Annotated in this window: 21 protein-coding genes; 3 read left to right on the forward strand and 18 right to left on the reverse strand. The window is 64.0% G+C overall.

Annotated features, from left to right (window positions below; all coding sequences use genetic code 11):
- Positions 1 to 101: 101 nt before the first annotated feature.
- From ligA to ACR0R4_RS09880, 5 genes are all read right to left on the reverse strand, one after another.
- The gene (ligA, locus tag ACR0R4_RS09860) at positions 102 to 2,468 is read right to left on the reverse strand and encodes an NAD-dependent DNA ligase LigA (protein ID WP_433647221.1); all 2,367 of its coding nucleotides are present in this window, start codon (positions 2,466 to 2,468) and stop codon (positions 102 to 104) included.
- Positions 2,465 to 3,646, reverse strand: coding sequence for a tRNA 2-thiouridine(34) synthase MnmA (mnmA, locus tag ACR0R4_RS09865; RefSeq protein ID WP_433647222.1), 1,182 nt, complete (start codon positions 3,644 to 3,646; stop codon positions 2,465 to 2,467). Before mnmA ends, ligA begins: the two co-directional genes overlap by 4 nt.
- 80 nt (positions 3,647 to 3,726) lie before the next feature.
- A complete protein-coding gene (locus ACR0R4_RS09870) occupies positions 3,727 to 4,929 on the reverse strand; it encodes a cysteine desulfurase family protein (RefSeq protein ID WP_433647223.1) in 1,203 nt (400 codons plus the stop codon).
- Positions 4,930 to 4,937: 8 nt separating this feature from the next.
- Positions 4,938 to 5,909, reverse strand: a complete 972-nt coding sequence (locus ACR0R4_RS09875) for a tetratricopeptide repeat protein (RefSeq protein ID WP_433647224.1) — start codon at positions 5,907 to 5,909, stop codon at positions 4,938 to 4,940.
- Positions 5,910 to 5,911: 2 nt separating this feature from the next.
- Positions 5,912 to 7,960, reverse strand: a complete 2,049-nt coding sequence (locus ACR0R4_RS09880; RefSeq protein ID WP_433647225.1) for a DUF8094 domain-containing protein — start codon at positions 7,958 to 7,960, stop codon at positions 5,912 to 5,914.
- 226 nt (positions 7,961 to 8,186) lie between these two features.
- Between ACR0R4_RS09880 and ACR0R4_RS09885 the strand changes: the two genes are divergently transcribed.
- A complete protein-coding gene (locus ACR0R4_RS09885) occupies positions 8,187 to 10,544 on the forward strand; it encodes a hypothetical protein (RefSeq protein WP_433647226.1) in 2,358 nt (785 codons plus the stop codon).
- 10 nt (positions 10,545 to 10,554) lie between these two features.
- Here ACR0R4_RS09885 and ACR0R4_RS09890 read toward each other — a convergent pair whose 3' ends face one another.
- Entirely contained in the window at positions 10,555 to 11,283 is a 729-nt protein-coding gene (locus ACR0R4_RS09890) for an alpha/beta hydrolase (RefSeq protein WP_433647227.1), read from the reverse strand.
- A gap of 60 nt (positions 11,284 to 11,343) precedes the next feature.
- Here ACR0R4_RS09890 and ACR0R4_RS09895 point away from each other — a divergent pair, with 60 nt between their 5' ends.
- Positions 11,344 to 11,874, forward strand: a complete 531-nt coding sequence (locus ACR0R4_RS09895) for a ribonuclease H family protein (RefSeq protein WP_433647228.1) — start codon at positions 11,344 to 11,346, stop codon at positions 11,872 to 11,874.
- A gap of 23 nt (positions 11,875 to 11,897) precedes the next feature.
- Here ACR0R4_RS09895 and ACR0R4_RS13080 read toward each other — a convergent pair whose 3' ends face one another.
- From ACR0R4_RS13080 to rpsB, 8 genes are all read right to left on the reverse strand, one after another.
- Positions 11,898 to 12,179, reverse strand: a complete 282-nt coding sequence (locus ACR0R4_RS13080; RefSeq protein WP_504362687.1) for an Rv1322 family protein — start codon at positions 12,177 to 12,179, stop codon at positions 11,898 to 11,900.
- Between the two features lie 12 nt (positions 12,180 to 12,191).
- A complete protein-coding gene (locus ACR0R4_RS09900) occupies positions 12,192 to 12,797 on the reverse strand; it encodes an aggregation-promoting factor C-terminal-like domain-containing protein (protein ID WP_433647229.1) in 606 nt (201 codons plus the stop codon).
- A 46-nt stretch (positions 12,798 to 12,843) separates the two neighbouring features.
- Complete coding sequence (locus tag ACR0R4_RS09905; RefSeq protein ID WP_433647230.1) at positions 12,844 to 13,398, reverse strand: DivIVA domain-containing protein; 555 nt, start codon at positions 13,396 to 13,398, stop codon at positions 12,844 to 12,846.
- A 47-nt stretch (positions 13,399 to 13,445) separates the two neighbouring features.
- The gene (locus ACR0R4_RS09910; protein WP_433647231.1) at positions 13,446 to 14,366 is read right to left on the reverse strand and encodes a phosphatidate cytidylyltransferase; all 921 of its coding nucleotides are present in this window, start codon (positions 14,364 to 14,366) and stop codon (positions 13,446 to 13,448) included.
- Between the two features lie 3 nt (positions 14,367 to 14,369).
- Entirely contained in the window at positions 14,370 to 14,924 is a 555-nt protein-coding gene (gene frr, locus ACR0R4_RS09915; protein WP_433647232.1) for a ribosome recycling factor, read from the reverse strand.
- A gap of 45 nt (positions 14,925 to 14,969) precedes the next feature.
- Positions 14,970 to 15,683 carry a UMP kinase gene (pyrH, locus tag ACR0R4_RS09920; protein ID WP_433647233.1) on the reverse strand — a complete coding sequence of 238 codons (714 nt, stop codon included), beginning with the start codon at positions 15,681 to 15,683 and terminating at the stop codon, positions 14,970 to 14,972.
- Between the two features lie 95 nt (positions 15,684 to 15,778).
- Positions 15,779 to 16,609, reverse strand: a complete 831-nt coding sequence (gene tsf, locus ACR0R4_RS09925) for a translation elongation factor Ts (protein WP_433647234.1) — start codon at positions 16,607 to 16,609, stop codon at positions 15,779 to 15,781.
- A 58-nt stretch (positions 16,610 to 16,667) separates the two neighbouring features.
- Entirely contained in the window at positions 16,668 to 17,561 is an 894-nt protein-coding gene (gene rpsB / locus ACR0R4_RS09930) for a 30S ribosomal protein S2 (RefSeq protein ID WP_433647235.1), read from the reverse strand.
- A gap of 353 nt (positions 17,562 to 17,914) precedes the next feature.
- Between rpsB and ACR0R4_RS09935 the strand changes: the two genes are divergently transcribed.
- Complete coding sequence (locus tag ACR0R4_RS09935; RefSeq protein WP_433647236.1) at positions 17,915 to 18,376, forward strand: M23 family metallopeptidase; 462 nt, start codon at positions 17,915 to 17,917, stop codon at positions 18,374 to 18,376.
- Positions 18,377 to 18,398: 22 nt separating this feature from the next.
- On the opposite strand, the gene ACR0R4_RS09940 is transcribed toward ACR0R4_RS09935, so the two are convergent.
- The 4 genes from ACR0R4_RS09940 to ACR0R4_RS09955 are packed head-to-tail and all read right to left on the reverse strand — an operon-like array spanning position 18,399 to position 22,672.
- A complete protein-coding gene (locus tag ACR0R4_RS09940; RefSeq protein ID WP_433647237.1) occupies positions 18,399 to 19,394 on the reverse strand; it encodes a tyrosine-type recombinase/integrase in 996 nt (331 codons plus the stop codon).
- Between the two features lie 4 nt (positions 19,395 to 19,398).
- Complete coding sequence (gene dprA / locus ACR0R4_RS09945) at positions 19,399 to 20,691, reverse strand: DNA-processing protein DprA (RefSeq protein WP_433647238.1); 1,293 nt, start codon at positions 20,689 to 20,691, stop codon at positions 19,399 to 19,401.
- Positions 20,688 to 22,283, reverse strand: coding sequence for a YifB family Mg chelatase-like AAA ATPase (locus ACR0R4_RS09950; RefSeq protein WP_433647239.1), 1,596 nt, complete (start codon positions 22,281 to 22,283; stop codon positions 20,688 to 20,690). The genes dprA and ACR0R4_RS09950 overlap by 4 nt, the downstream gene beginning before the upstream one ends.
- Complete coding sequence (locus tag ACR0R4_RS09955; RefSeq protein ID WP_433647240.1) at positions 22,280 to 22,672, reverse strand: YraN family protein; 393 nt, start codon at positions 22,670 to 22,672, stop codon at positions 22,280 to 22,282. Before ACR0R4_RS09955 ends, ACR0R4_RS09950 begins: the two co-directional genes overlap by 4 nt.
- Between the last annotated feature and the right edge of the window lie 2 nt (positions 22,673 to 22,674).

Here is a 22,674-nt window from a genome sequence, read left to right on the forward strand (position 1 = left end):
GCCTAGGCATCGCACCGTCGCTTCGGTTGCCCCAACCCAGATCTGTGGATAACTCACCAGATACCCGCCCAACCCTCGATCCGAGGGCGAGGATGTGTCAGCTAGATCTCGCCTCCCAGCGCGCCAGGGCCCTGGGTCACCAGCACGGCGAATTGGCTGGCATCGAGCACAGGAATGCCGAGTTCCTCCGCCTTCGCGAGTTTTGACCCCGCGCCCGGGCCAGCCGCTACGAAGTCCGTCTTCTTCGAGACGCTCGATGCGGCCTTGCCACCCGCCTGAATGATGGCTTCCTTCGCCCCGTCGCGGGTGAACCCCTCGAGCGAGCCCGTCGCAACGATTGTCAGGCCAGCGAGCACGCCGCCGCTGGCCGCTGCCGCGCCCGGCCCCGGATGCCCCGGGGTCGCCCACTGCACACCCGCAGCCGCCCAGCGATCCACAATTTCACGATGCCAATCGACCGCGAACCACTCGCGCACCGACTGCGCGATCGTCTCACCGACACCCTCGACCTCAGCGAGTTCCTCGCTGCTCGCCGCGCGGATGGCATCAAGCGACCCAAACCAATCGGCAAGCGCGCGTGCCGCGACCGGCCCCACGTGACGAATATTGAGCGCCACCAGCAGTCGCCACAGTGGCTTGGTCTTGGCGGCCTCAAGCTCGGCGAGGAGCGTCTCGGCATCTTTCGACGGTGTCACCACCGCGAAATCTTTCTTCACACCTGCGGCTCGCCGCTTGGCCGCCGGCGCATCTTCCCACCCGGGCGGATAGGTCACGGTGGTCTTCTGAAACGGCGCTCGTCGCACCGCTTCGCCAGCCTCGTCAGTCTTCGGTTCGCCAGTCTCCGCGTCGCGCACGATGACCACAATGGGCACCAGCTGATCGATCGTCAGGTCGAACAGGCCCGCCTCGGTGGTGAGTGGTGGATCAGCCGGTACCTCCGGCTGGGTCAGTGCCGCCGCCGTGACCTCCCCCAGCACCTCGATGTCAAGCGCACCACGAGACCCGATGTGCTCAACCCGGCCGCGCAACTGTGCGGGGCAGCCGCGACTATTCGGGCACCGCAGGTCGATGTCGCCCTCCTTCATGGGGCGCAACTCAGACCCACACTCAGGACACTCAGCGGGCATCTGCCATTCCCGTTCGGTGCCGTCGCGCCGCTCCACCACCGCACCGAGAATCTCGGGAATCACATCACCCGCTTTCCGCAGCACCACCGTGTCGCCGATCAGCACGCCCTTGGCCTTCACGACCTCCTGGTTGTGAAGCGTCGCCTGGCTCACGGTCGATCCCGCCACCCGTATCGGGGCCATGACCGCATACGGAGTTGCGCGCCCCGTTCTGCCGATCCCGACTCGAATGTCGAGTAACCGGGTGTGCACCTCCATCGGCGGGTACTTGAAGGCAATCGCCCACCGTGGCGCGCGACTCGTCTCACCGAGCTCAGCGTGCAACGCGAGCTCGTCGACCTTGACCACGATGCCGTCGATCTCGTGCTCGACCTGGTCACGGTGTGTGCCGCGATCCTCAATGAAATCCACGACCTCCGCGACGGTATCGAATACGCGAGAGTGTGGCGACACGGGCAGCCCCCACTCGCCCAGCAGCCGGTACGCATCGGACTGATTCGCGAACTGCGGATCATTCCAGGCTCCGATTCCGTGCACGTACAACGAGAGCTTTCCCAGCCGCTCCGCCATTAGCTCAAGCTCCCGCGCCGACTTCTTCTCGGCGCGCTGTCGCAGGCTTCCTGCGGCGGTATTGCGAGCGTTCGCGAACTCGGGAAACCGCACCGTGATCTTGTCGTCGGGAACGCCCTTCGCTCGTTGTTCAGCCTCGAATTCAGACTGCAGCTCGTGCTGCCTCTGATTCAACGACTCGAAATTTTCGCGCCCGATAAATACCTCTCCGCGCGCCTCGAAAAATTCAGGGATGCCCTCCCCGACGAGCGAAGTGGGGATCGCCGAAATGAACCGCACGTTTTCGGTGATGTCTTCACCCCTCCGGCCGTCGCCTCGGGTTGTGGCGGTTTCCAACTGGCCGTTCCGATAGGCGAGCGAAATCGCTGCCCCGTCGATTTTCAGTTCACTCAGCCAGCGCACGTCACGGCCCGAGGCTGCGCGCGTTTTCTCGGCCCACTCGGTGAACTCCTCAAGCGAAAACACGTTGTCGAGGCTGAGCATGCGTTCGGCGTGCTCGTGTTCGGGAAAACCCGCTGAGACGACCGCTGCACCCACCTGCTGCGTGGGGCTATCGAGCCCCGCGAGCTCGGGGAACGCCTGCTCGATGGCTTCAAGCTGGTGGATCAACCCGTCGTACTCGGCATCTGAGACGAGGCTGGTCGCCTCAGAATAGTACGCGAGGCGGTAGCGGTCGATCAGGTCGGTCAGTTTTTCGCTGGCCGCCCGCGCGCTAGCGAAATCAATGGGTACTGGTGCCGGGGCTGCGGGATCAAAAGGCTGCGTGCTCACACAGCCAGTGTAGAAGCGACTGCCGACATCGTCTCGGCCGCCTCGGTGCGATCTATCGTGAACTGACCGAGAACCCGGGTGCCGATGTACAGCACGGCGCTCTGCCCGGGAGCAACGCCGAGCAGCGGCTCTGCGTGCACCAGGTCAATCTCCACCACAATTTCGTGGGTCGCGTCTGCACGGTGGTGCTCGGTGCGATCGGAATCGTGGATCTTGCGCAGCGCAGCGGTCGCTGGAACCGGATCCGCGTGTGCACGAATCTGCACCTCGCAGGCGAACGGCACTTCCAGATCGAATCCCGGTGCCCCGGTGAAGCTGTACCGGCCACCGGCGATCCGCCCGATCGCCAGACGATCTTTCGACCCAACGACCACTTGGTTCGACACTGGCCGGATCGAGAGCACGTAGCGCGGCTGGCCATCGGCCGCGGGCGTGCCGAGCTGCAGCCCACGTCGCTGCCCCACTGTGTAGCCGTTGGCACCGTCGTGGGTGCCCACGACATCGCCGGATTCGTCCACGATCTCCCCGGGTGTGCGCTCCAGGTGCCCGGAGAGCCACCCGCGGGTGTCGCCGTCGGGAATAAAGCAAATGTCGTGGCTGTCGGGCTTCTGCGCGACCTGCAGACCCCGCTCCTCAGCCTCCCGACGGATGAGCTGTTTGGAGGGCGTGTCGCCGAGCGGGAAGTAGCAGTGCGCCAGTTGCTCTTCGGTGAGTACGCCAAGCACGTAGGACTGATCTTTTGCCCAGGCGCTCGCCCGATGCAGTTCTCGCCCAGTCGGCGTGTCGAGCAGGGTCGCGTAGTGTCCGGTCGCGACCGCGTCGAAGCCCAGAGCTATGGCCTTGTCGAGCAGAGCCTGGAACTTGATCTTTTCGTTACAGCGGAGGCACGGGTTCGGGGTGCGCCCGGCAGCATACTCGGCAACAAAATCGTCGACGACGTCTTCCTTGAAACGCTCGCTAAAATCCCACACATAAAAGGGTATGTCGAGGAGATTCGCGGCTCGCCTGGCATCCATCGAATCTTCGATCGTGCAGCATCCCCGGGATCCGGTACGGAGCGTTCCGGGCATGCGACTGAGCGCAAGATGCACCCCGACGACTTCGTGACCGGCCTCGACCGCACGAGCCGCTGCGACCGCCGAGTCCACTCCACCACTCATCGCAGCCAAAATCTTCATCCGGGCAGTCTATCGGGGGCCGGAAAAATCAGCAGCCCCGCGGTGTGAATCTCAGCTTCCCGCCCGAGACGCTGAACATGTCAACTCAATCCGGCCCGTCGCGCGCGCGCCACCGCGTCGGGAAGTGCGGCGAGCAACGCATCGACCTCCGCCGCGGTGGAGTCGGGCCCCAGGGTGAAGCGCAGCGAGCCGATAGCTTCCTCCTCAGGCACTCCCATCGCAAGCAGTACGTGCGATACCTCCGCTACCCCGGCCTGGCAGGCTGAGCCGACGGAGGCGGAAATTCCGGCGGCATCGAGCAGGAACACGAGCGAGTCGCCCTGACACTCGGGAAAGGTGAAATGAGCGTTTCCGGGAAGTCGTCCCGGGCCCGGAGCCGCCCCTCGCAGCACCGCGTCGGGAACGACTTCTCGCAGACCGGCGATGAGCCGATCTCGCAGATCCCCCATGTGGGCGTGCCGATCCGCTGCTGTCTCGAGCGTCGACCCTGGGGTCGCAAGGCCAGCCCAATCAAGTGCGGCAGCAAAACCCACCGCACCGGCGACATTCTGCGTGCCCGAGCGTGCACGCTGCTGGGATCCGCCATGAAACAGCGGATCTGCACTCGCGCCTCGACCGAGCACCAGCGCACCCACCCCCACCGGGCCGCCGATCTTATGCGCTGAGACGCTGAGCGCTGAGGCGCCAGATGCCCGAAAATCGATCGGCACCTGCCCGAGCGCCGAGACCGCGTCGATGTGCACCGGCACGCCGGCGGATCGCGCCGCGCGGGCGAGGGCCTGCACCGGCTGCACGCTTCCCACCTCATTGTTGGCCCAGAGAAACGACACCAGAGCCACGTTGTCGGCACCCGCATGTTCAATCGCGCTCGCGAGCACCTCGGGGCGAAGCACCCCCTGGTGATCGATCGGGAGCCAGCGCAGATCGGCACCCTGGGTGTCGCGAAGCCACTCGGCGGCCTCGATGGTGGCGTGGTGTTCACCCTCGGGCACCAGGAGGACTGAGCCGGCGCCATGCCGACGACGCGCCCAGTACATCCCCTTGAGCGCGAGATTGATCGATTCGGTGCCACCGCTCGTCAGGGACAGCTCTGCTGAGTCGCAGCCCAGAGCGCTGGCGATCCGCTCGCGCGCACTCTCGAGAGACTCACTCGCCGCCTGCCCGTGGGCGTGCGTCGATGCGGGGTTCCCGACTGTGCGGAGCGCGGCGGTGTAGGCCTCAAAGACCGGTTCGGGCATCGGCGAGGTCGCGGCGTGGTCGAGATACGCCCGAACAGGAGCCACGGTGAGCCTCAGTAAAGCAGGTTGGCGAGTCGAGTGCGCGCAGCCTGCACTCGCGGATCCGCCACGCCGACAACCTCGAAAAGCTCGAGCATTCGCTCCCGAATAGCAGAGCGATCGCCAGCTTCAGTCGATGCGGAGAACAGCTCAAGGAGCCGAAGGAAGGCATCCTCCACGTGCCCTCCAGACACATCGAGGTCGGCCACGCGCAACTGCGCGTCGACGTCGGTGGGCGCCGCGGCGGCCTCCGAGCGAACCGCATCGGCGGAGAGACCTTGCAACCGATCGAGCAGACGAACCTGCACCAGGGCCGCGCGCGCCTCGTGGTCTGCGGGCGCCTTCAAGAGCACCGCTTCGTAGGCCGTAATCGCCGCGGCGAAATCACCCCGTCCGAGAGCCTCGAGGGCCTCCGCGTGGGCAGGGTTCACCGGGGGCTCGGCGGGCTGCTGGGATGCCTCGCCGTCGCCAGCTAATTCAGGCGCGTTGACCCGTCCGTTGATCCCCTGCTGCGCGGCGATCTGCGTGAGTTGGGTGAGCACGTCGCGAACCTGATCTTCAGGCACCTGGCCCTGAAACAGCGGCACGGGGCGACCGCCGACTAGCGCTACGGCCGCGGGTACCGCCTGTACTTGGAAGGCCTGGGCGAGGCCCGGGTTCGTATCGACGTCGACCCTGGCCACTACAATCCGGCCTGCGAATTCGTGCGCCAGCTTCTGGAAGATCGGGCCCAACACCGCCGACTGCGGTTCGAGACTCGACCACAGTTCAACGATGACCGGCACCACCATCGACAGCTGTGCCGCGTTCTGGAGTGTCTGCTCGGTGACATCGAAGACGAGCGCGGGTACGTCTACCGTCTGCCCGGCAGCGCCAGCCTGCGCGCCCTCGGGTGCCCCGGGACGAGCCGGTGTCTGTCCTCGCGCTGCGAGGTGACTCAGGTCGACCCCGCCACCGGGGAGTCGTTCGGGAATCTGCTGCGACATGATTAGTTCCTTGCTCCCACGAGATCACTGGTGAACCCCAGCAACTGGATGGGGGCGTTGCTGGTCTTGCTCGGCACGAAGAACAGAAGTTGATGCTGTACTTCGCTGACGAGTCGGTCTTGCTGCCCCGACAATCCGGAGAGCGCTGTCACGCTGGCTGGCGGAGTGGGCTTCCAGCGGCTGGAGCCGGGCTCTTCAATACGGTTTTCAAGCACGGTCGTCGCCACGAGGGCGCCACCCACCCCGGTAGAGAGGCTGATGATCTTCGAGCCTGATTGCTCTGCCGTGACCGAATAGACGACCCCCTGACCCGCGGCATCTGCCGTGGCTTGTGACTGGGCGGCCCAGGCGGCGCCACTGCGTTCGATCAGGGTGTCTTCGGCAAGGTCGAAGAGCGCGGCCTCGGGAACATCGGAACCTCCGGAAAGCACCGCAGCGTAGGCAGCGCCCACCTCCCCCGGTGAAAGCACCAGCGTCTGCAAATCGTCTTTCAAGATCGCGGTGCCTTCTTCGGCGGGCGCGGCCTCAGGCATCGTGATACCGCCGCGAAGCGAAATCACCCGCGAGACCATGAAGTTCTCATGAGGGGCAGCCTGCGTCATGATGATCGCAAGCGAGGGTGATGCCGCTGGCTCGGCGTTCTCATCGCTGGTCGCAGCGTCTTCACCCTCGGCGGGAGGATCGGTGGCCTCGGGTTCCGAGTCAACGCCGCTCTCGGAGGCGACGGTAACGAACACGGTGCGGGGCCAACCCTCTGTCGACTGGACGAGTTCGTACCCCAGCGCTTCGCTCGTAATGCGGGGCGGCACGACGGCATAATCCGGCACCGACTGCCTGATCGTATAGTTCGCGGTGCGCTGCAGAAGGGCATCACCGGTGAAGCGTTCCTTGAGGATTTCCGCGTCTAGCGCGTCATCGGCCTCGCCCGCTATCGCGGCAATGTCGCCCACAATACGATCGATCTGCGTGCGCGTGACGGGTACCGGTGCGACGGCTGACTCACCATCATCGTTTTGATCCTCTAGCTCTGTCTCAGCCGGGCTCAGGTCGGGCCAGTAGCTCGCGGAGCAGCCGCTCAGGCCCAACGCGAGCGCAAGCCCGACGCTGGGGAGGGCGATCCTGCGCGCTGCCGTACGCTGATTCTTGGTCTCGGCAGGAGTGTTGCCCGGCGAATCCTGGCGTTTCTGATCCTGCTCACCCCGCCGTCGGCGCGTCACCGAATCCCGAATGCCGAGGAGTGGACCCTTCCTTCCGCGTCGGGGCCCCAGACCGCGGCGATCGTGATCGACCGCGAGAAGGTAGAGCACCGCACCCACGACCGCAAGAAGAGCGCCTGTCACGAGCAAGGGGCCTGCGAACGGAGTGCGTTGATCCTGGACCCATTCGATCGCGACCGCAGCCGAATCGCCAGCGGCAACGTCGACCGAAACGAGCACCGCGTCACCATCATCAACATCAAGTGGAAGCCGAATCTTGCCCCCTGCATCGGAGCTCGCGGAGGCTGATCCGCTGTCTGCGGCATCGCCCTCTGCAGCGTCTGGTGCGTCTGCGTCTGCCTCACTGACCGGCGCGAGGCTCCGTTCTTCAACCCACAGGTCACTTCCGCGGGGATCGAGAAGTTCGAGCTCGGCATCCGCTTCGGGTGCTTCACCCTCGGCGGCACCGTCGACCGCCGGAGTGCCATTCTCAGCGTCTGTTGCGGGAGTGGATTCCTCCGACTGTGACACCACGCCGGGAACCGAGCTGCTGGCCAGTCGGGATTCGGACTCGTCAATCGCAATCTCTGCGTGCGAGAACGGCTCAACCCAGGCCGCAACATCGCGTGCGGAACCGATCGCAGCGAATGCCGCTGCACCACTGACCACGACATTGGCTTGCCCAGGAACTGTGGCAAAGACGTCTCCTGGAATGACGGCAAAACCTGTCTCTTCCGCGAGTGCTGTCTCAAACACAATCTCAGATGGTCCGGCGAGAAATGTTCGCTGCCCGATTCCGAGAACGAGGAAGATGCCTGAGAGCACGAGAGCCGCAATAGCAAACCCAAATCTCATGGGTGCCTCCTGTCGCTCGGGTCTGAATGTCGCACGTGCACACCAGATTGGCGGCACACTTTGTAAGTCAACGCTACCGGAGCTTTCCGTGAGTTCAATCCGGAGCGACAAGACACCCCATACAACTCAAGGCCACTCTCCAGCGGACCGAACTATCATGGCCTCGGTAGGGAAGCCTCGGCAAGTCGCACTTGAGGTCGTATACCCCTGCCACCCGGAGGACGTCGTGACCGAAGCCAGCCCGCAGTTCACTCCCGCGCTTCGCGGTTACCACCGCGGCGAGGTCGACGCTCAGATCAGCGCGCTGACCCAGCACATCACGACACTTCAAGCGCACACCGAATCGCTGCAGACCAGCTACGCAGAGTCGGTACAGACCGCGGGTGAACAGCAGGTGTTGATTGAGGATCTCCGCGCCCAGGTGGCCGAACTCGGTGCAACGGGATACAGCGGGCTGGGACTGCGCGTAGAAAAAAGCCTGCAAATTGCTGAGCAGCACGCTGAGACGCTCATCGCCCAGGCAGACATCGATGCCGAGCGCTTGCGTCGCAAGACCGAGCAGGAGACCAAGCGGCTGCTGGAACACGCGCAGGCGCGCGCAGACGAGCTCGTCACCTCAGCGACCGAGCAGGCCGAGAAACTCCTCACCGAGTCGAGGCGGGAAGCGGACGAGCTGACCACGCGCACGCAGGCGGAAAGCAAGCGTCTCGGCGATGAAGCACACCGGTCGGCCGAGTTGCTGCGAAGCACTTCGACCCGCGACACCACCACCGAACTCGAGACCGCCCAGGCTGAAGCGCGGGCGCTCGTCGCGGAGGCACAGGCACGCGCAGAGCGGCTCACCATTGACGCACACGCAGCCGCAGACGAGGTGCGGCAGCGCACCGAGCTCGCCGCCGCGCAGTTCGAGCGCGAGCGCGAGACCTCCACACGTGAGGCCGAACTTGCTCGCGCCCAGTTCGAGAGCGAGCGTGAGCGCCAAGAGGCGGAGTTCACTGCCCGGGTGCACGATCGCGAAACCGAACTCGAGCGCCGCTACTCGGAACGCGAACACGCGCTCATTGCCGAGACCGACGCACTCAGGCTGCAACTGACCGACGAGATCGAGACGCTCCGTACGAAGATCGCTCAGGAGCGATCCGAGCACGATCAAACAATTGCTGAAGAGCGTGCGGCCCATGAACGTCGTCTCACACAGAGCGAACACTCACACACCGCACGCCTCGCAGCCGAACTTGCCGTGCACACCTCTGACCTTGCGCGCGCAGCCGAGGCGCAACGTGCCTCGCTGGAGCAGCAGGCAGAGCAGTCCAGGCTAGAAAGGGAGAATGCGCGGGCGCTGCTTGATACCGAACTCACGTCGGCTCGGTCGCTGCATGATGACGAACTGGCCGCGGAACTCGCCGAGCACGATCAGATGTTGCGGGACGAGATCGAGGGTCACGAGGCGCAGCTGGCCTCAGAGCGAGAGGCGCAGCGCGTGGAGCTTACGCGCGAGCGAGCTGACCACGAGCGAGCGATCGCGGCCGAGCGTGAGACCCAGGAGCTGGAACTTCAACGACTCGTCACACGTCATGAAGCCGAACTCGCGACAGCGGTTCGGGCACACGAGACTCGCCTTGCTGAGGAGCAAGCGGCCCACGATGCTCGGCTGAACGCAGAACTTGCCGAACACGAGCGTGCCCTCGCCGATCAGGTAGCTGCTCATGGCGAACGCCTCCGACTTGAACAGGAAGAGGCCGCCGCAGTCCTCGGTCTCGAGCGTGAGCAGTTCATGCTCCAGGTGGATCGGGACCGCACCAGCCTCGAATCTGACCTCTCCAGGGAGCGCGCTGACCACGACCGCAGGCTTGCCGCCGAGTTGGAGGCGCACACCCTATCCCTTGCGAACGAGCGCGAACACGCGGTCGCCGCTGTGGCGAGTGAGGTCGCCAGCGAGCGAGCCAAGGTAAACGAAGAGGTGAAGTTGCTCCGCGCGGATACCCGTGAGGAACTCGCAAATCTTCGCGCGTCCGAAGAGCATGCACTCGCCACACTACGCGCCGAAACCGAAGACGCAGCCTCAGCGCAACGCCAACGGCTGGCAAAAGAACTCGCTGAGTTCACCACCAGCATGGCTGAACGAACTGAGCACTTGGAGCGCGAGATCGCCGACCGACAGGCTGCGACAGCTGCGGCGGCTCTCGAAGCACGTCACGCGGCCGAGGCTGAACTTGCCGAGCTCACTCAGCACGCAGAGAAGCTTCGCGCCGAGGTCAACGCTCTAACTCAGGCTGCGGCCACCGAGGCGCACACGCTGAGGTCAGAGGCCGAGCGTCAGGCCGCTGAGATCGTGCAGGAGGCGGAACGACGCGCCCATGCGACCTTTACCGACGCTGAGAACCGCGCCACCAAGGTTCTGCTCGATGCCGAGGATCGCATGTCGCAGCTGAAGGTCGAACGCGTTGCGGTGGCTCGTTACTTTGAAAGCCTGGGAGAAGTGGTGACCAACGCGCGAAAACTGCAGTCTGCGACTGAGAGCGCCACCGAGCGATCGGCATCGCAACTTCCCTCGCCAGCAGATCGGCCTGGCACCGGGGAATAGTCCCTCGTAGCTACTGGGCGAACCGCGCTTCAGTTACTGCTTCAGGGAGCGGCACTTCCGCGGTGCCGATAATCCCGACGATTTCGTCAAGCACCCGCCGCACGTACTTCTCGCCCACCCAGAGGTGCTTCGCACCTTCTACACCTATGACACGGGCCCTCGGAACCAGAGCGAAACGTCGTGCGGCCTCGTCGGGTTGAAGAAAATCGTCGAGTTCGGGCACCAAGACGTGCAGTTCCGGCTCGGCATCCGCCCACCGCAGGAGATCGGTGTCGGTGGCGCGGTGCAGTGGCGGCGAGAGCAGGATCGCCCCGCGGATCGGGTGTTCGAGCCCGTACTTGAGGGCAAGTTCGGTTCCGAAAGACCAGCCGACGATCCAGGGGTTTGGGAGCCCTCGCTCGGCAACCAATCGCATGGCCGCCGCAACATCTGCGCTCTCGGCGTTCCCGCCGTCAAAGGATCCCTCACTCGTGCCGCGAGGCGAGGACGTGCCGCGGGTGTTGAACCGCAACACGGCAAGACCAGCAAGCTCTGGAAGCCTCCAGGAGGCCTTTCTCAGCACGTGTGAGTCCATGTATCCGCCGGCAGTCGGCAGGGGATGCAGCGTCACGAGGGTGGCGCGTGGCGGGCGACCTTCCGGCATCGCCAGCTCTCCGACGAGCTTCAGCCCGTCGGAGGTGTGCAACTCGATATCTTCGCGCTGTGCCCTGAGCACTGATCCACTGGTGATGTCTTTCATTCCCGCCCCTTCGATGCTTCCTGTCAATGGTAGGGGTCTCGCCTCTGGCAAGATTGAGTCATGACGATCACCGCAGCCGCAGACGGTTCTGCCCTCGGTAACCCCGGGCCTGCTGGCTGGGCCTGGTATATCGACGACTCGCAGTGGCGAGCGGGCGGGTGGCCCCGAGCGACGAATAATCAGGGCGAGTTGATGGCGGTCATCGATCTGCTACACGCCACGGCGGATCAGCCAGACACTCCCCTCGTTATTCTGTGCGACAGCCAATACGTCATTAACTCCGTGACGCAGTGGATGCCCGGGTGGAAGCGCCGGGGCTGGCGCAAGGCCGACGGCAAGCCGGTGCTGAATCGAGAACTTCTCGAATCGCTCGATGAGGCACTTTCGGGACGGAACGTGCGTTTTGAATGGGTGAAGGGTCACGCTGGCCACCCCCTCAACGAGGCGGCCGACGATCGCGCACGCGCCGCGGCGACGGCGTTCCAGCGCGGCACCGTTGCAGACGCTGGCCCTGGCTTGGCGGGAGGTTCCGTCCCCACTCCGTCAGTCGAGCTTCCCACCCCCGAGGCGGTCACCCCCACGCTGTTCTAGGCGTGCTGATGCGAGGTGTGAGATCAGCTCAGACGCCAGCAATGATTGTGCCAGTGCCGACGGTCTCGCACTGCTGCATCGTCGCCGAAGAAATTGTCAGCGCTCCACACGACTAGGTGCGCCTGACCTGCAGGCACGTCTTGTGCGCAGCCGGGGCATCGATACGCTTTCTCGGCCCGCTGCGCGGGTATATCGCGTACGTTGTACTCACGGCCTCGACGCGACTCGAGCCGGGCTCCTCCGTGTGCGAGACGTGAAATATCTCCGAGCGGCTCAGATTCCGAGCGCCGATGCTTTCGAGGCATTGCGGGTGTTTCCTACCACCAGTGGTTGGAAGTCCAGAACGCGTGAGCGCCCGCCCAGCTGCCGTAACGGCCGATCGCGTAGCCGTTTGCCCACGTCAGGTTAGCGACCGGGTCGTACCCGTTGCCACCGGGAACCTTGCTGCAGGGCAATGCCTGAACCAGTCCGCAAGCACCGGAACTACTGTTGGTGGCATTGGGGTTCCAGCCGCTTTCACGACTGACGATGAAGTCAACGTACCCCCAGTCAGCCTGGGGAATACCTGCTGCGGCCATCCACTCAGCGGGTGATCCACCACCGGTGTAGAGCAGGGGTGCGAAGCTCACTGGCGCTGCGGCCGCGGGTGCTGGCGCTGGCGCCACAACGGGTTCCGGCTTCGGCTCGGGAATCTCTACCAGCGGCGAGACACTCACATCGAGGGCCAACTCAGTGACCTCAGGCACAAACTCCTGATGAATGCGCTCGTAGAACGCCTCGTCAGCGAGTGCAGTGGTCGGAATGGAGAGTGGCGCAACGACCGCGGTGCCAAAGAAACCGACGGCGGCGATGCCCGCGAATAACCCACGAAAACGGGTCAGGCGAGAGATGGGCGGTCGTGCGGCAGGTGTCGAAGAAGTCACAATATAACGATTCTATCTCATGGCTGGGCGAACGGCCAGGTCGGGCTCAGTCGGAGGTCGCAAGCATCAGGTCAACGACCGCGTCAAGAAACGCGTCGACCTGGTCTTCGTCGTACCCTCTCCACTGGGCGTGAAAGACTACGTTGCGCACCTCTGCGGGGGCCAAACTTCCCTTGCCTGCGAGCAGCGCCTGCACCCGATCGAGAAACGCGTCGACCTGAGAACGCCGGTATCCCATCGCGAAAAATCCACGCGAATGAAACCGCTTGCCACGTTCGCGTTCCAACCGTCCACGGATCTCAGAGAGGAGTTGTTGCACCTCGGCCCACCACGCGTTCTCGCCAATCTCGGCCATGTAGGCACGGCGCTCGCGCTGAGCAAATACCTCTTCCAGGCGATCCATCGCGGCATCCACGTGCCGTGCGGAATAGCCCCGACGCTTGAGCGAAAAAGCCGTGTGCCGGATGTCGGAAGACTTCATGGCGTCGTTCTCGGAGGCCGATTGCTCAAACGTCGCTCGGGCGCGGGCCAGAAACTCGTCAACTTGCTCGGGTCGGTATCCGTATTGCTTGCCGGTTGCTCGAGGAAATGCAGTGCTCACCGTACTATTCTGCCCGCTCCGACCTGTGCGGAAGTTCTTTGACCCACTCATGCAAGGACTCCGAGGCTCAGCGCGAGGGCATAGGCCCCGACGGTAGACGGCAAGAGCGAGTCGAGGCGGTCGAGAAAACCGCCGTGACCCGGAATCCACGAACTCATATCCTTCACGCCGAGGTTTCGCTTGATCAGCGACTCTGTAAGGTCACCGCCGGTCGCTGTGATCAGCACAATAATGCCGAGCACCACGCCGACCCACCACGGTTGCTCCAGGGCCAGTACCGAGATCAGCACGCCAGAGAGCACTGCGAAAACCGCCGCACCGGCGAAGCCCTCCCAGGTCTTGTTCGGGCTGATGCGCGGGGTCATCTTGTGCTTTCCGAGGGTGACCCCTGCCGCATAGGCCCCGACATCCACCGAGACGACCACGAGCACCATGGCGAATACCCACCACTCCCCGCGCTCTCCTTGCACCATGAGAACCGTGTAAGAGCCCAAGAACGGGATGTACACGAGGGAAAAAAGGCCCGAGAACACGTCGCGAATGAGCGTCTGAGGGGCGACTTCTCCCCCGGGAATGACACCCTCAACGAGGCGCCACATGGTGAGGAGCACAGACCCAGCAAACAGACCGAGCAGCATGCCCTCGGCACCCCAGAAATAGGCGCCGAGGATGATGATGAGCCCGCCGAGCACGACGCCCACCCGGGGAACGCGCCGGCCTGCCAAACGAAACGCCGAGGCGAGCTCAACGAGTGCGATTGAGAGCAGCCCCGCCAGGAAAAGAATGAAGAGCTGCTCGATGAAGAACAGGCTCCCGAGGAACAGGCCCCCGAAGACAAGGGCCGATCCAAACGCGAGAAAGAGGTTTCGTCCAGCCTTTTTCTCGATCCTGGCGCTGGTCGCTTCGAGGCTCGCTTTGGTCAACTCAAATTGAGCCCGCAGTTCTTCTCGCCGGTCGTGGCCCGACACGAGTTAGACCTCCATCAGCTCGGTTTCCTTGCGCTTCATTGCCTCGTCGATCTGGTCAATAAACTGCTTGGTCACCGCCTCAAGCTCTTTTTCTGCGCGCGCCACGTCATCTTCGCCGACCTCGCCCTTGAGCTCCTCGAAGGAATCTTTCGCGTGACGGCGGAGGTTACGTATGGCGACTCGCCCGTCTTCGGCCTTCGCCTTCACTATCTTGACGAATTCCTTGCGACGATCTTCCGTGAGTTCGGGAAGCGCGAGACGAATGACCGACCCATCGTTCGACGGATTTGCGCCGAGGTTGGGGATGTCGCGGATCGACTGCTCGATCTCTTTCATCGCACCCTTGTCGTAGGGAGTGATGATCAGGCTTCGCGCATCTTGGTTTTGTACTGACGCGAGCTGCGGAAGCGGGGTAGGCGTGCCGTAGTAATCGACGAGCACATTCTGCAGCATTGAAGGGGCAGCCCGCCCGGTTCGCACAGTGGCGAAGTTCTCTTTGGTCGAGTCGACCGCTTTGGTCATCCGGTCCTTGACGTCTGCGAAGACCTCATCAATCACGGTGTGCTCCTTCGGTGATTATCGTTAGATTGAGTGTACTGGCGCTCAGCTATGCACGAGGGTGCCGAGCGGCTCCCCACGGAGCGCTGCGGTCACGTTGCCCGCGGGCTCCATACCGAATACTCGCATCGGCATACCGTTGTCCATGCAGAGGCTGAAGGACGTGGAATCGACTACTTTCAAGCCGCGCACGAGTGCGTCGTTGTAGCTGATCTGGTCGATGAGCGTCGCGTCGGGGTCGATTCGTGGATCCGCCGTGTACACCCCGTCGACACCGTTCTTGGCGACGAGCACCTCGTCGGCTCGCACCTCAAGTGCACGCTGAGCTGCGACCGTGTCAGTGGAGAAGTATGGAAGGCCCGCTCCCGCACCAAAAATCACCACGCGCCCCTTTTCGAGGTGGCGGATGGCGCGGAGTGGAATGTAGGTTTCAGCCACCTGTGTCATCGTGATGGCCGATTGCACCCGGCTCGACACCCCCGCCTGCTCAAGGAAGTCTTGCAACGCGAGCGCGTTCATGACGGTACCCAGCATTCCCATGTAGTCCGCGCGAGCGCGATCCATACCCCGCTGCGAAAGCTCCGCGCCGCGGAAGAAGTTCCCTCCGCCCACAACCACTGCGACCTCAGCGACATCCATCGCTGCCGCGATCTCGCGGGCAATCTGACTGACCACATCGGGATTCACGCCCAGGGTTCCCCCGCCGAATGCCTCGCCGGATAGCTTCAGCAGCACGCGTCGTTTGCGAGGTGTGGTCATCGTGTGGATCTCCTTGATTCGGCGTCTGATATCAGGGTAGCGGGTACAGCACGAGACCCGGGCCCGTCTGGGGCCCGGGTCTCGTAACAGAGGTGTTAGGAACCGACCTTCGAGCGGGCGAACCCGATCACCGTGGTGCCCGTGGCGGAAGCCACGGCAGCGACCGGGCGCTTCTGCTCGTCAAGTGCGTGTACCTGTTCGTTCAGAACGATCTGCTTGAAGAATGCGTCGAGGCGACCCGCGATGATCTTCGGCAGAGCAGCCTCAGGCTTGCCCTCGTTCTTCGAGATTTCCGTGACGATGTCGCGCTCTTTGTCGACATCAGCCTGCGGCACCTCTTCGCGGGTCACATACTGTGGCTCAGCGAAGGAGATGTGCTGAGCAATGCTCAAGGCAGCCTTCTCGTCGTCACCGTCATATCCGATTACCACGCCGATCTGCGGGGGCAGATCTTTCGAGGTGCGGTGCAGGTAGAACGCGGTCTTCGGGGCCTCAACCACCGAAACCCGGCGAAGCACAAGCTTCTCTCCCAGAATCGCAGACTCATCAGTGATGACCGACTCGACGGTACCGCCCTCAAGAGGAGCGGCCAGCGCCTCTTCGAGGGTATTCGCGTTCGCGGCAGCAATCGCCCCGAGCACCTTCTCGCCGAGCGCAATGAACTTCTCGTTCTTCGCGACGAAGTCGGTCTCACACACGAGCTCGATCATTGTTGCGCGACCTTCGGTCTGCGCGACAGCAACGAGACCTTCGCTTGCCTCGCGGCCTTCGCGCTTCGCGACACCCTTCAGCCCCTTGAGGCGAAGGATCTCGATTGCCTTCTCGATGTCGCCCTCGGCCTCAACCAGAGCGTTCTTGCTATCGACCATGCCAGCGCCCAAACGGTCGCGTAGCTCCTTCACGGCGGCCATGCTCACCGATGCCATAGATGACTCCTTTTAGTCAGTTCTTGGTCAGATCGTGGAAAGTGGGAAGAACGCCGAGTTACTCGGCAGCGGGTGCTTCGGCAGCAGCTTCAGCGACCTCGGCAGCGGAAGCCTCAGCGGCAGGTGCCTCAGCAGCGGCGTCCTCAGCAGCGGGAGCCTCAGCAGTAGCATCCTCGGCGGGCGCATCGGTCTTGTCCGCGTTCAGCAGTTCGACCTCCCACTCGGCGAGGGGCTCAGCGGCGACTGCGCCGCCATCGTTCTTCTGGTGACGCTCCATGAGGCCCTCGGCGATGGCATCGGCGATCACGCGTGTGAGCAGCGCTACCGAACGGATGGCATCGTCGTTACCGGGGATCGGGTAGGTGACCTCATCGGGATCGCAGTTCGTGTCGAGGATAGCGATGACGGGGATACCCAGCTTCTTCGCCTCGTCGATCGCGAGGTGCTCCTTCTTGGTGTCGACCACCCAAAGCGCTGACGGAGTCTTGGTCATGTGACGGATACCGCCAAGCGACTTCTGCAGCTTCTCGAGCTCGCGCTTCTTCAGCAGCAGTTCCTTCTTGGTGAATCCGCTGGTGCCACCCTCGTAGTCAAGCTGCTCAAGCTCCTTCATGCGCTCAAGTCGGCCCGTTACGGTCTGGAAGTTGGTCAACAGACCGCCCAGCCAGCGCTGGTTCACGTAGGGCTGGTTCACGCGGTCAGCCTGCTCGGCGATCGCTTCCTGCGCCTGCTTCTTCGTTCCCACGAAGAGAACGTTTCCACCGCGCGCGACGGTCTGCTTCACGAATGCGTAGGCATCATCGATGTACCCGAGCGACTGCTGCAGGTCGATGATGTAGATGCCCGAACGCTCAGTGAAGATGAAGCGCTTCATCTTCGGGTTCCAGCGGCGCGTCTGGTGTCCAAAGTGAACGCCGCTGTCGAGCAACTGACGAATAGTTACGACGGCCATTGCCGTTCTCCTGTTCTGCACGCCTCAAACGGGCGCACTCTTGCGGTTGATTTCTTCGGGACGATTCCCGAATCCTGGTGCCCCAGGCTCCGCCGCCCCTGCAACAAACTCGCAAACGAGAAGGTACGGTGGGGACCGTTGGCGGTGCTCCGTTGAGCGGGCACGCGAAGTCACCTCGTGAGAGGTGCCCCACAAGTGTAGCATCGACAGCACTACGGCCCGGGGACTCCCGGAGAACCCGCAGATGCTGGATTCACCGCTCACACCCCACACCGACGAGTGCGGTGGCCTGAGTAGTCCACAGATGTCTTCACTCCCGGGCACCGCACTCACGCCGCTGACACCGTTGATGCATGCTCGGAATTCACCGCATCAGTAGTATCGCAGCGCTCATAACGCTGGCGGGGTCGCTCTGGTTCCCGCCGCTCGGCCATCCGCTCATCGTCAGTGCACCGTTCTCGCTTCCCGGCGGCCACTATGCAGCAGGGCACCGGGGTATCGATCTTCCCACGAGCGCCGGCGACGCGGTGCGCGCCCCAGCAGCAGGCACGGTCTCGTTCGTCGGTACGGTGGTGGATCGGCCCGTCATCACCCTGCGCATCGACGACCGCACCCTAGTGTCGTTTGAACCCCTCACCACCACGCTTCGTGAGGGAGACGAGGTGAGTCGGGGCGAGATCATCGGCACGGTCGGGTCTGGCGGGCACTGTCAGGCATCCTGCGTCCACCTGGGAGCGCGCGTCGATGGCGCATACGTGAATCCGCTGAGATTTCTCCGCCCGAAACCCGTACTGCTTCCCTCGCTCGAGCGCTAAATGCGTAGATCAGGCGGACGCATCACGCGCGCGGATGGGCCTGGCGGTAGGCGGCTGCGAGTCGCTCGGTCGAGACGTGGGTGTACACCTGTGTACTACCGAGGCTCGCGTGCCCGAGCATCTCTTGCACCACGCGCAGGTCTGCTCCTCCGTTGAGCAGATGGGTGGCTGCCGTGTGCCGCAGCGTGTGCGGGCCTCGCGGGCCGCTGCCCGGTTCCTGCTCCAACTCGCGTGCGACCAAGCGGTACACGGCCTGGGCCGTGAGCGGGCGACCAGTGTTTCCCAAGAACACGACGCGATCCCCCGCGCCTCGCAACGCCGAATACCCCGATTCTGCAGGAAGAGCGGAGACGCGAGACACGGAAGGGACCTCTGACACGCGAGCAGCGAGCAGGTGCCGAGCGCTCAAGAGATAGGCATCAAGTGCCCGCGCCGCCGGAGCGCCCAGGGGCACGACGCGCTGCTTGTTGCCTTTTCCGGTGACCCGAACGGTGCGCTCTTGCAAGTCAAGCCCGCTGAGCGAGAGGGTACACAGCTCGTTCACACGCAACGCGGTAGCGTACAACAGCTCAAGAACCGCGAGATCACGCACTTCAACGGGATCGCCGGTCTTGGCGCGGCCCGCGGCCCGGTCAAGAATTCTGGTGACCTGGTCCTCGCTGAGGACTCGAGGGAGCGGGCGGGCCGTTTTCGGCGCGCGCAACCGCGATGCCGGGCTGCCGGGAACGAGCTGTCTCCGTTCGAGCCAACTCCCGAAGGATTTCGCGGTGGCAACATTCCGTGCGAGCGTGCTGGCAGCGAGACCCGCTTGTTGCCGGTGCCAAAGCCAGCCACGCAGGCGCTCGAGATCGAGCGCCTCGATGCCGACATCTCTGGCGTTAGAAGCTTCGAGATCTGAGGCTACGTACTCGGCGAGCGAGTGCAGGTCGCGCCGATACGCCTTCACGGTGTGCGCCGAGTAGCCGTACTCGAATTCGACAGCGGAAAGAAAGCCCTCAATCGCCCTGTCTAGCCGCATGCCCCTATTGTCGACGCACCAAGGCCCACTTCTGTTCTGCCGCGCCGGGGTCATCGCGCCGTGCGACCTCCTGCAGGAGTTCGAGTTCAGCAAGGGTGGTGCGCGCCTCCCCGACACTCAGACCCGCGAGCCGTGCAACTTCAATCAGTGTTCGGCTTCCCCGCAGCGGGAGGGCATCAATCACCCGACCGTGCGCAGAGGGTTGACGAGCGGTGCCGCCCGTCTCCCCCGATACCTGTGAACCATCCCGAAAGATCTCGAGTTCGTCTCCCAGGCCGGCCAGCTCACATGCCTCACGAGCGTTGGTGATGAGGGCCGCACCGTACTCGCGAATAAGTTTGTGGCACCCGCTGGATGCCACCGAGGTGACCGGGCCGGGGACTGCCCCGAGCGCCCGCCCCAGTTCGGCCGCATGCCCTGCGGTGTTCAGTGTTCCGGAGCGTACCCCCGCTTCGGTCACCAGGGTCGCAGAGGAGAGCGCAGCAATAATGCGATTCCGTTGCAGAAATCTCCAGCGGGTCGGGGCAGCACCGGGCACCATCTCCGCACAGACCGCACCGGTCACGCTGATCTTACCCAGCAACCCGTCATGCGACTGCGGGTACGCGCGATCAGCACCCCCGGCGAGCACTGCAACAGTGGGGGCTTCTGCGGCAAGCGCAGTGCGATGTGCCACCGCGTCAATACCGTACGCAGCACCCGACACGATGCTGAATCCTGCCGCGCATACACCGGCGACGATCTCGGCCGTCACATGGGTACCGTATCCGGTCGCAGCGCGAGCACCGACGACCGACAGTGACGGGGAGGCGAAATGCACAGGATCACCTCGCACCCACAGGAGAAACGGTGCGTGTGGCCCCAGGTCGTCCAGCAGGATCGGCCACGCGGCATCGCCGGGAACAATCACGCAGAGATCTGCTTCCATGCCCCGTTCGATGTCGCGCATGGTCTCGGCGCGATCCACTCTGGGAAGCCATCGACCCAACGCAGATTCTGCCGCGCACGTGGCGAGATCTACTCCCGCCCGTGATGCCGCATCACGAAGTTGCACGGGCGTCACGCCTGCGATGAGCAGTTGCAGGGACCGCTCGGGTCCCAGAGCAGCGAGGAGCTCGCCAGCCACCCCGTCCCCAGGTTCGGCGATGCGCGACCAGGCAATTCGCGCGAGCAGCGCGTCTGCATACTCCTGACTATCGTCTGGGCAACCGGCGAGGCGTGTAAGTAACCCCCGCACCTGCGGGTCGGCAGCAAGCCGATCGGCACCGACGAGCCGGGGTATTGGCACTATGTTCATGGGGTTGCTCCTCCGCGTAAAGCCAATGCGTGTGCGAGTTCATCTCGACCCGGGCTGCCTCTGCCTGCCAGATCGCTCAATGACCAGGCAAGTTTTAGGGTTCGGTCGTAGCCGCGCAGCGTCAGGGATCCTCTGCTCAGCGCGGCGTCAAGTACCGTCGTAACGCTTTTCGGGAGCGCCACAAATGAATCGCGGAGCCAGTGGCCCGGCACATCGGCATTCACCGACCACGGCGTATTTCGAAGGCGATCGGCCATCGCCGCCCGGGCATCGACCACGCGTAGCCGAAGCTCTGCGCTGGTGGGCCGCGGACACGATTCGACCTGTCCGAGCAACACTGTTGAAACGCGGCGCACATTCAACCGGAGGTCGATGCGGTCGGTAAGTGGGCCAGACAGCCGGTTGCGATAGCGCACTCGTGTGCTCGGGGTACAGCGACAAGGCTCGACTGCGTCTAACGAGTCGGCATTTCCACAGGGGCAGGGGTTCGCAGCGATCACCAGTTGCACGCGGGCGGGCAACGTCGCTCGAATTCGGGCTCGATGAATCTCGACCTCTCCGGATTCCAGGGGTTGCCGCAACGCATCGAGCACCGCGCTGGGAAACTCAGGAGCCTCATCGAGAAACAACACACCAAAGCAGGATCTCGTGACTGCACCTGGCCTCACCGAGACAGAATCGCCGCCTCCGATGATCGAGACCTTCGAGGCCGTGTGATGTGGGCTTTCGAACGGAGGCCGCGTGACGAGTTCGGTGAGCCCCGCACCTCCGAGCGATGCGATGCTGCTCGCAACGATCGATTCATCGAGGCTGAGATCGGGCAGGATCGACGGCAGCCGAGTCGCCAACAGCGTCTTCCCTGCGCCCGGAGGGCCCATCATCGACACGTGGTGCCGCCCAGCTGCAGCAACCATGAGTGCTTCCACCGCGTCTGGCTGGCCAATCACATCGAACATGTCGGGTTCTCCCTCGGTGTGTTCCAGGGATTGCAGCCCTTTTCCCTGCTCCCCTGCCTCGGAAGCTGGGTCGGCAGAGGATCCCTCCGCCCAATGCGCATTCTCACAACCGCCACTCTCACCGCGGTGCCAGGCGACTGCATCACGCAGGTCGCGGGCGGCAACCACTTCGATGCCCGGTACCAGGGAGGCTTCGCGTGCGCCGTGTGCGGGCACCATCACCCGCCTGAAACCCAACTCCCGCGCCGCGAGCACCGCGCTGAGGAGCCCGGGAGGTCGCCGCAGCTCACCATCAAGACTGAGTTCCCCGAGGTGAGCGGTCTCTGCGAGGCGGCCCGTGGGCAGGTGCCCGGATGCGGCGAGCGCCGCGAGTGCGATGGCCAGGTCGAACCCCGACCCCTGTTTGGGAAGCGCCGCGGGGCTGAGGTTCACCACGATGAAACGATCAGACAGCGCCAAACCGACCTGCTGGGTGGCAAGCCGAACCCGCTGCTTCGCTTCGGCGAGCGCGGTGTCTGGCAGCCCGATGATCGCCATGCCCGGGAGCTGATTCGACACCACCGCTTCCACGAGCACCCGCGTTCCCTGCAGCCCGGTAAGTGCAATTGCGGCCACACGGCAGACAGTGGCGCTCATCCGATGCCCCGCACGTGATCGATTCGAGGTCGTTCGCCGACGCGAAGGGTGATGCCGACCGCGTCAACACGCAGCCGAGCGGGTCCGGGCGACACTTCTCGTACCCAACTGAGCAGCAGCCTCCGCAGGCGACCGGCCTTCTGCGCAGTGATCGCCTCCAGTGGGTGCCCGTATCCGGTGCCGCTTCGCGTCTTCACCTCAACGGCGACGATGCAGTCGCCATCACGGGCGACGAGGTCAAGTTCACCCTGCCTGCCCCCACGCCAGTTTCGCGCGAGGAGGCGATACCCGAGTGCTTCCAGATAGTCGGCCGCGAGTTGTTCACCGCGGGCTCCAACGGCACGATTGCGCTGCCCCGTAGGGTGCTGAGGGGTGGTCGATTCAGTCATAC

The sequence above is a fragment of the Leucobacter fengyongliangi genome (assembly GCF_050971685.1).
Taxonomy (GTDB): Bacteria; Actinomycetota; Actinomycetes; order Actinomycetales; family Microbacteriaceae; genus Leucobacter.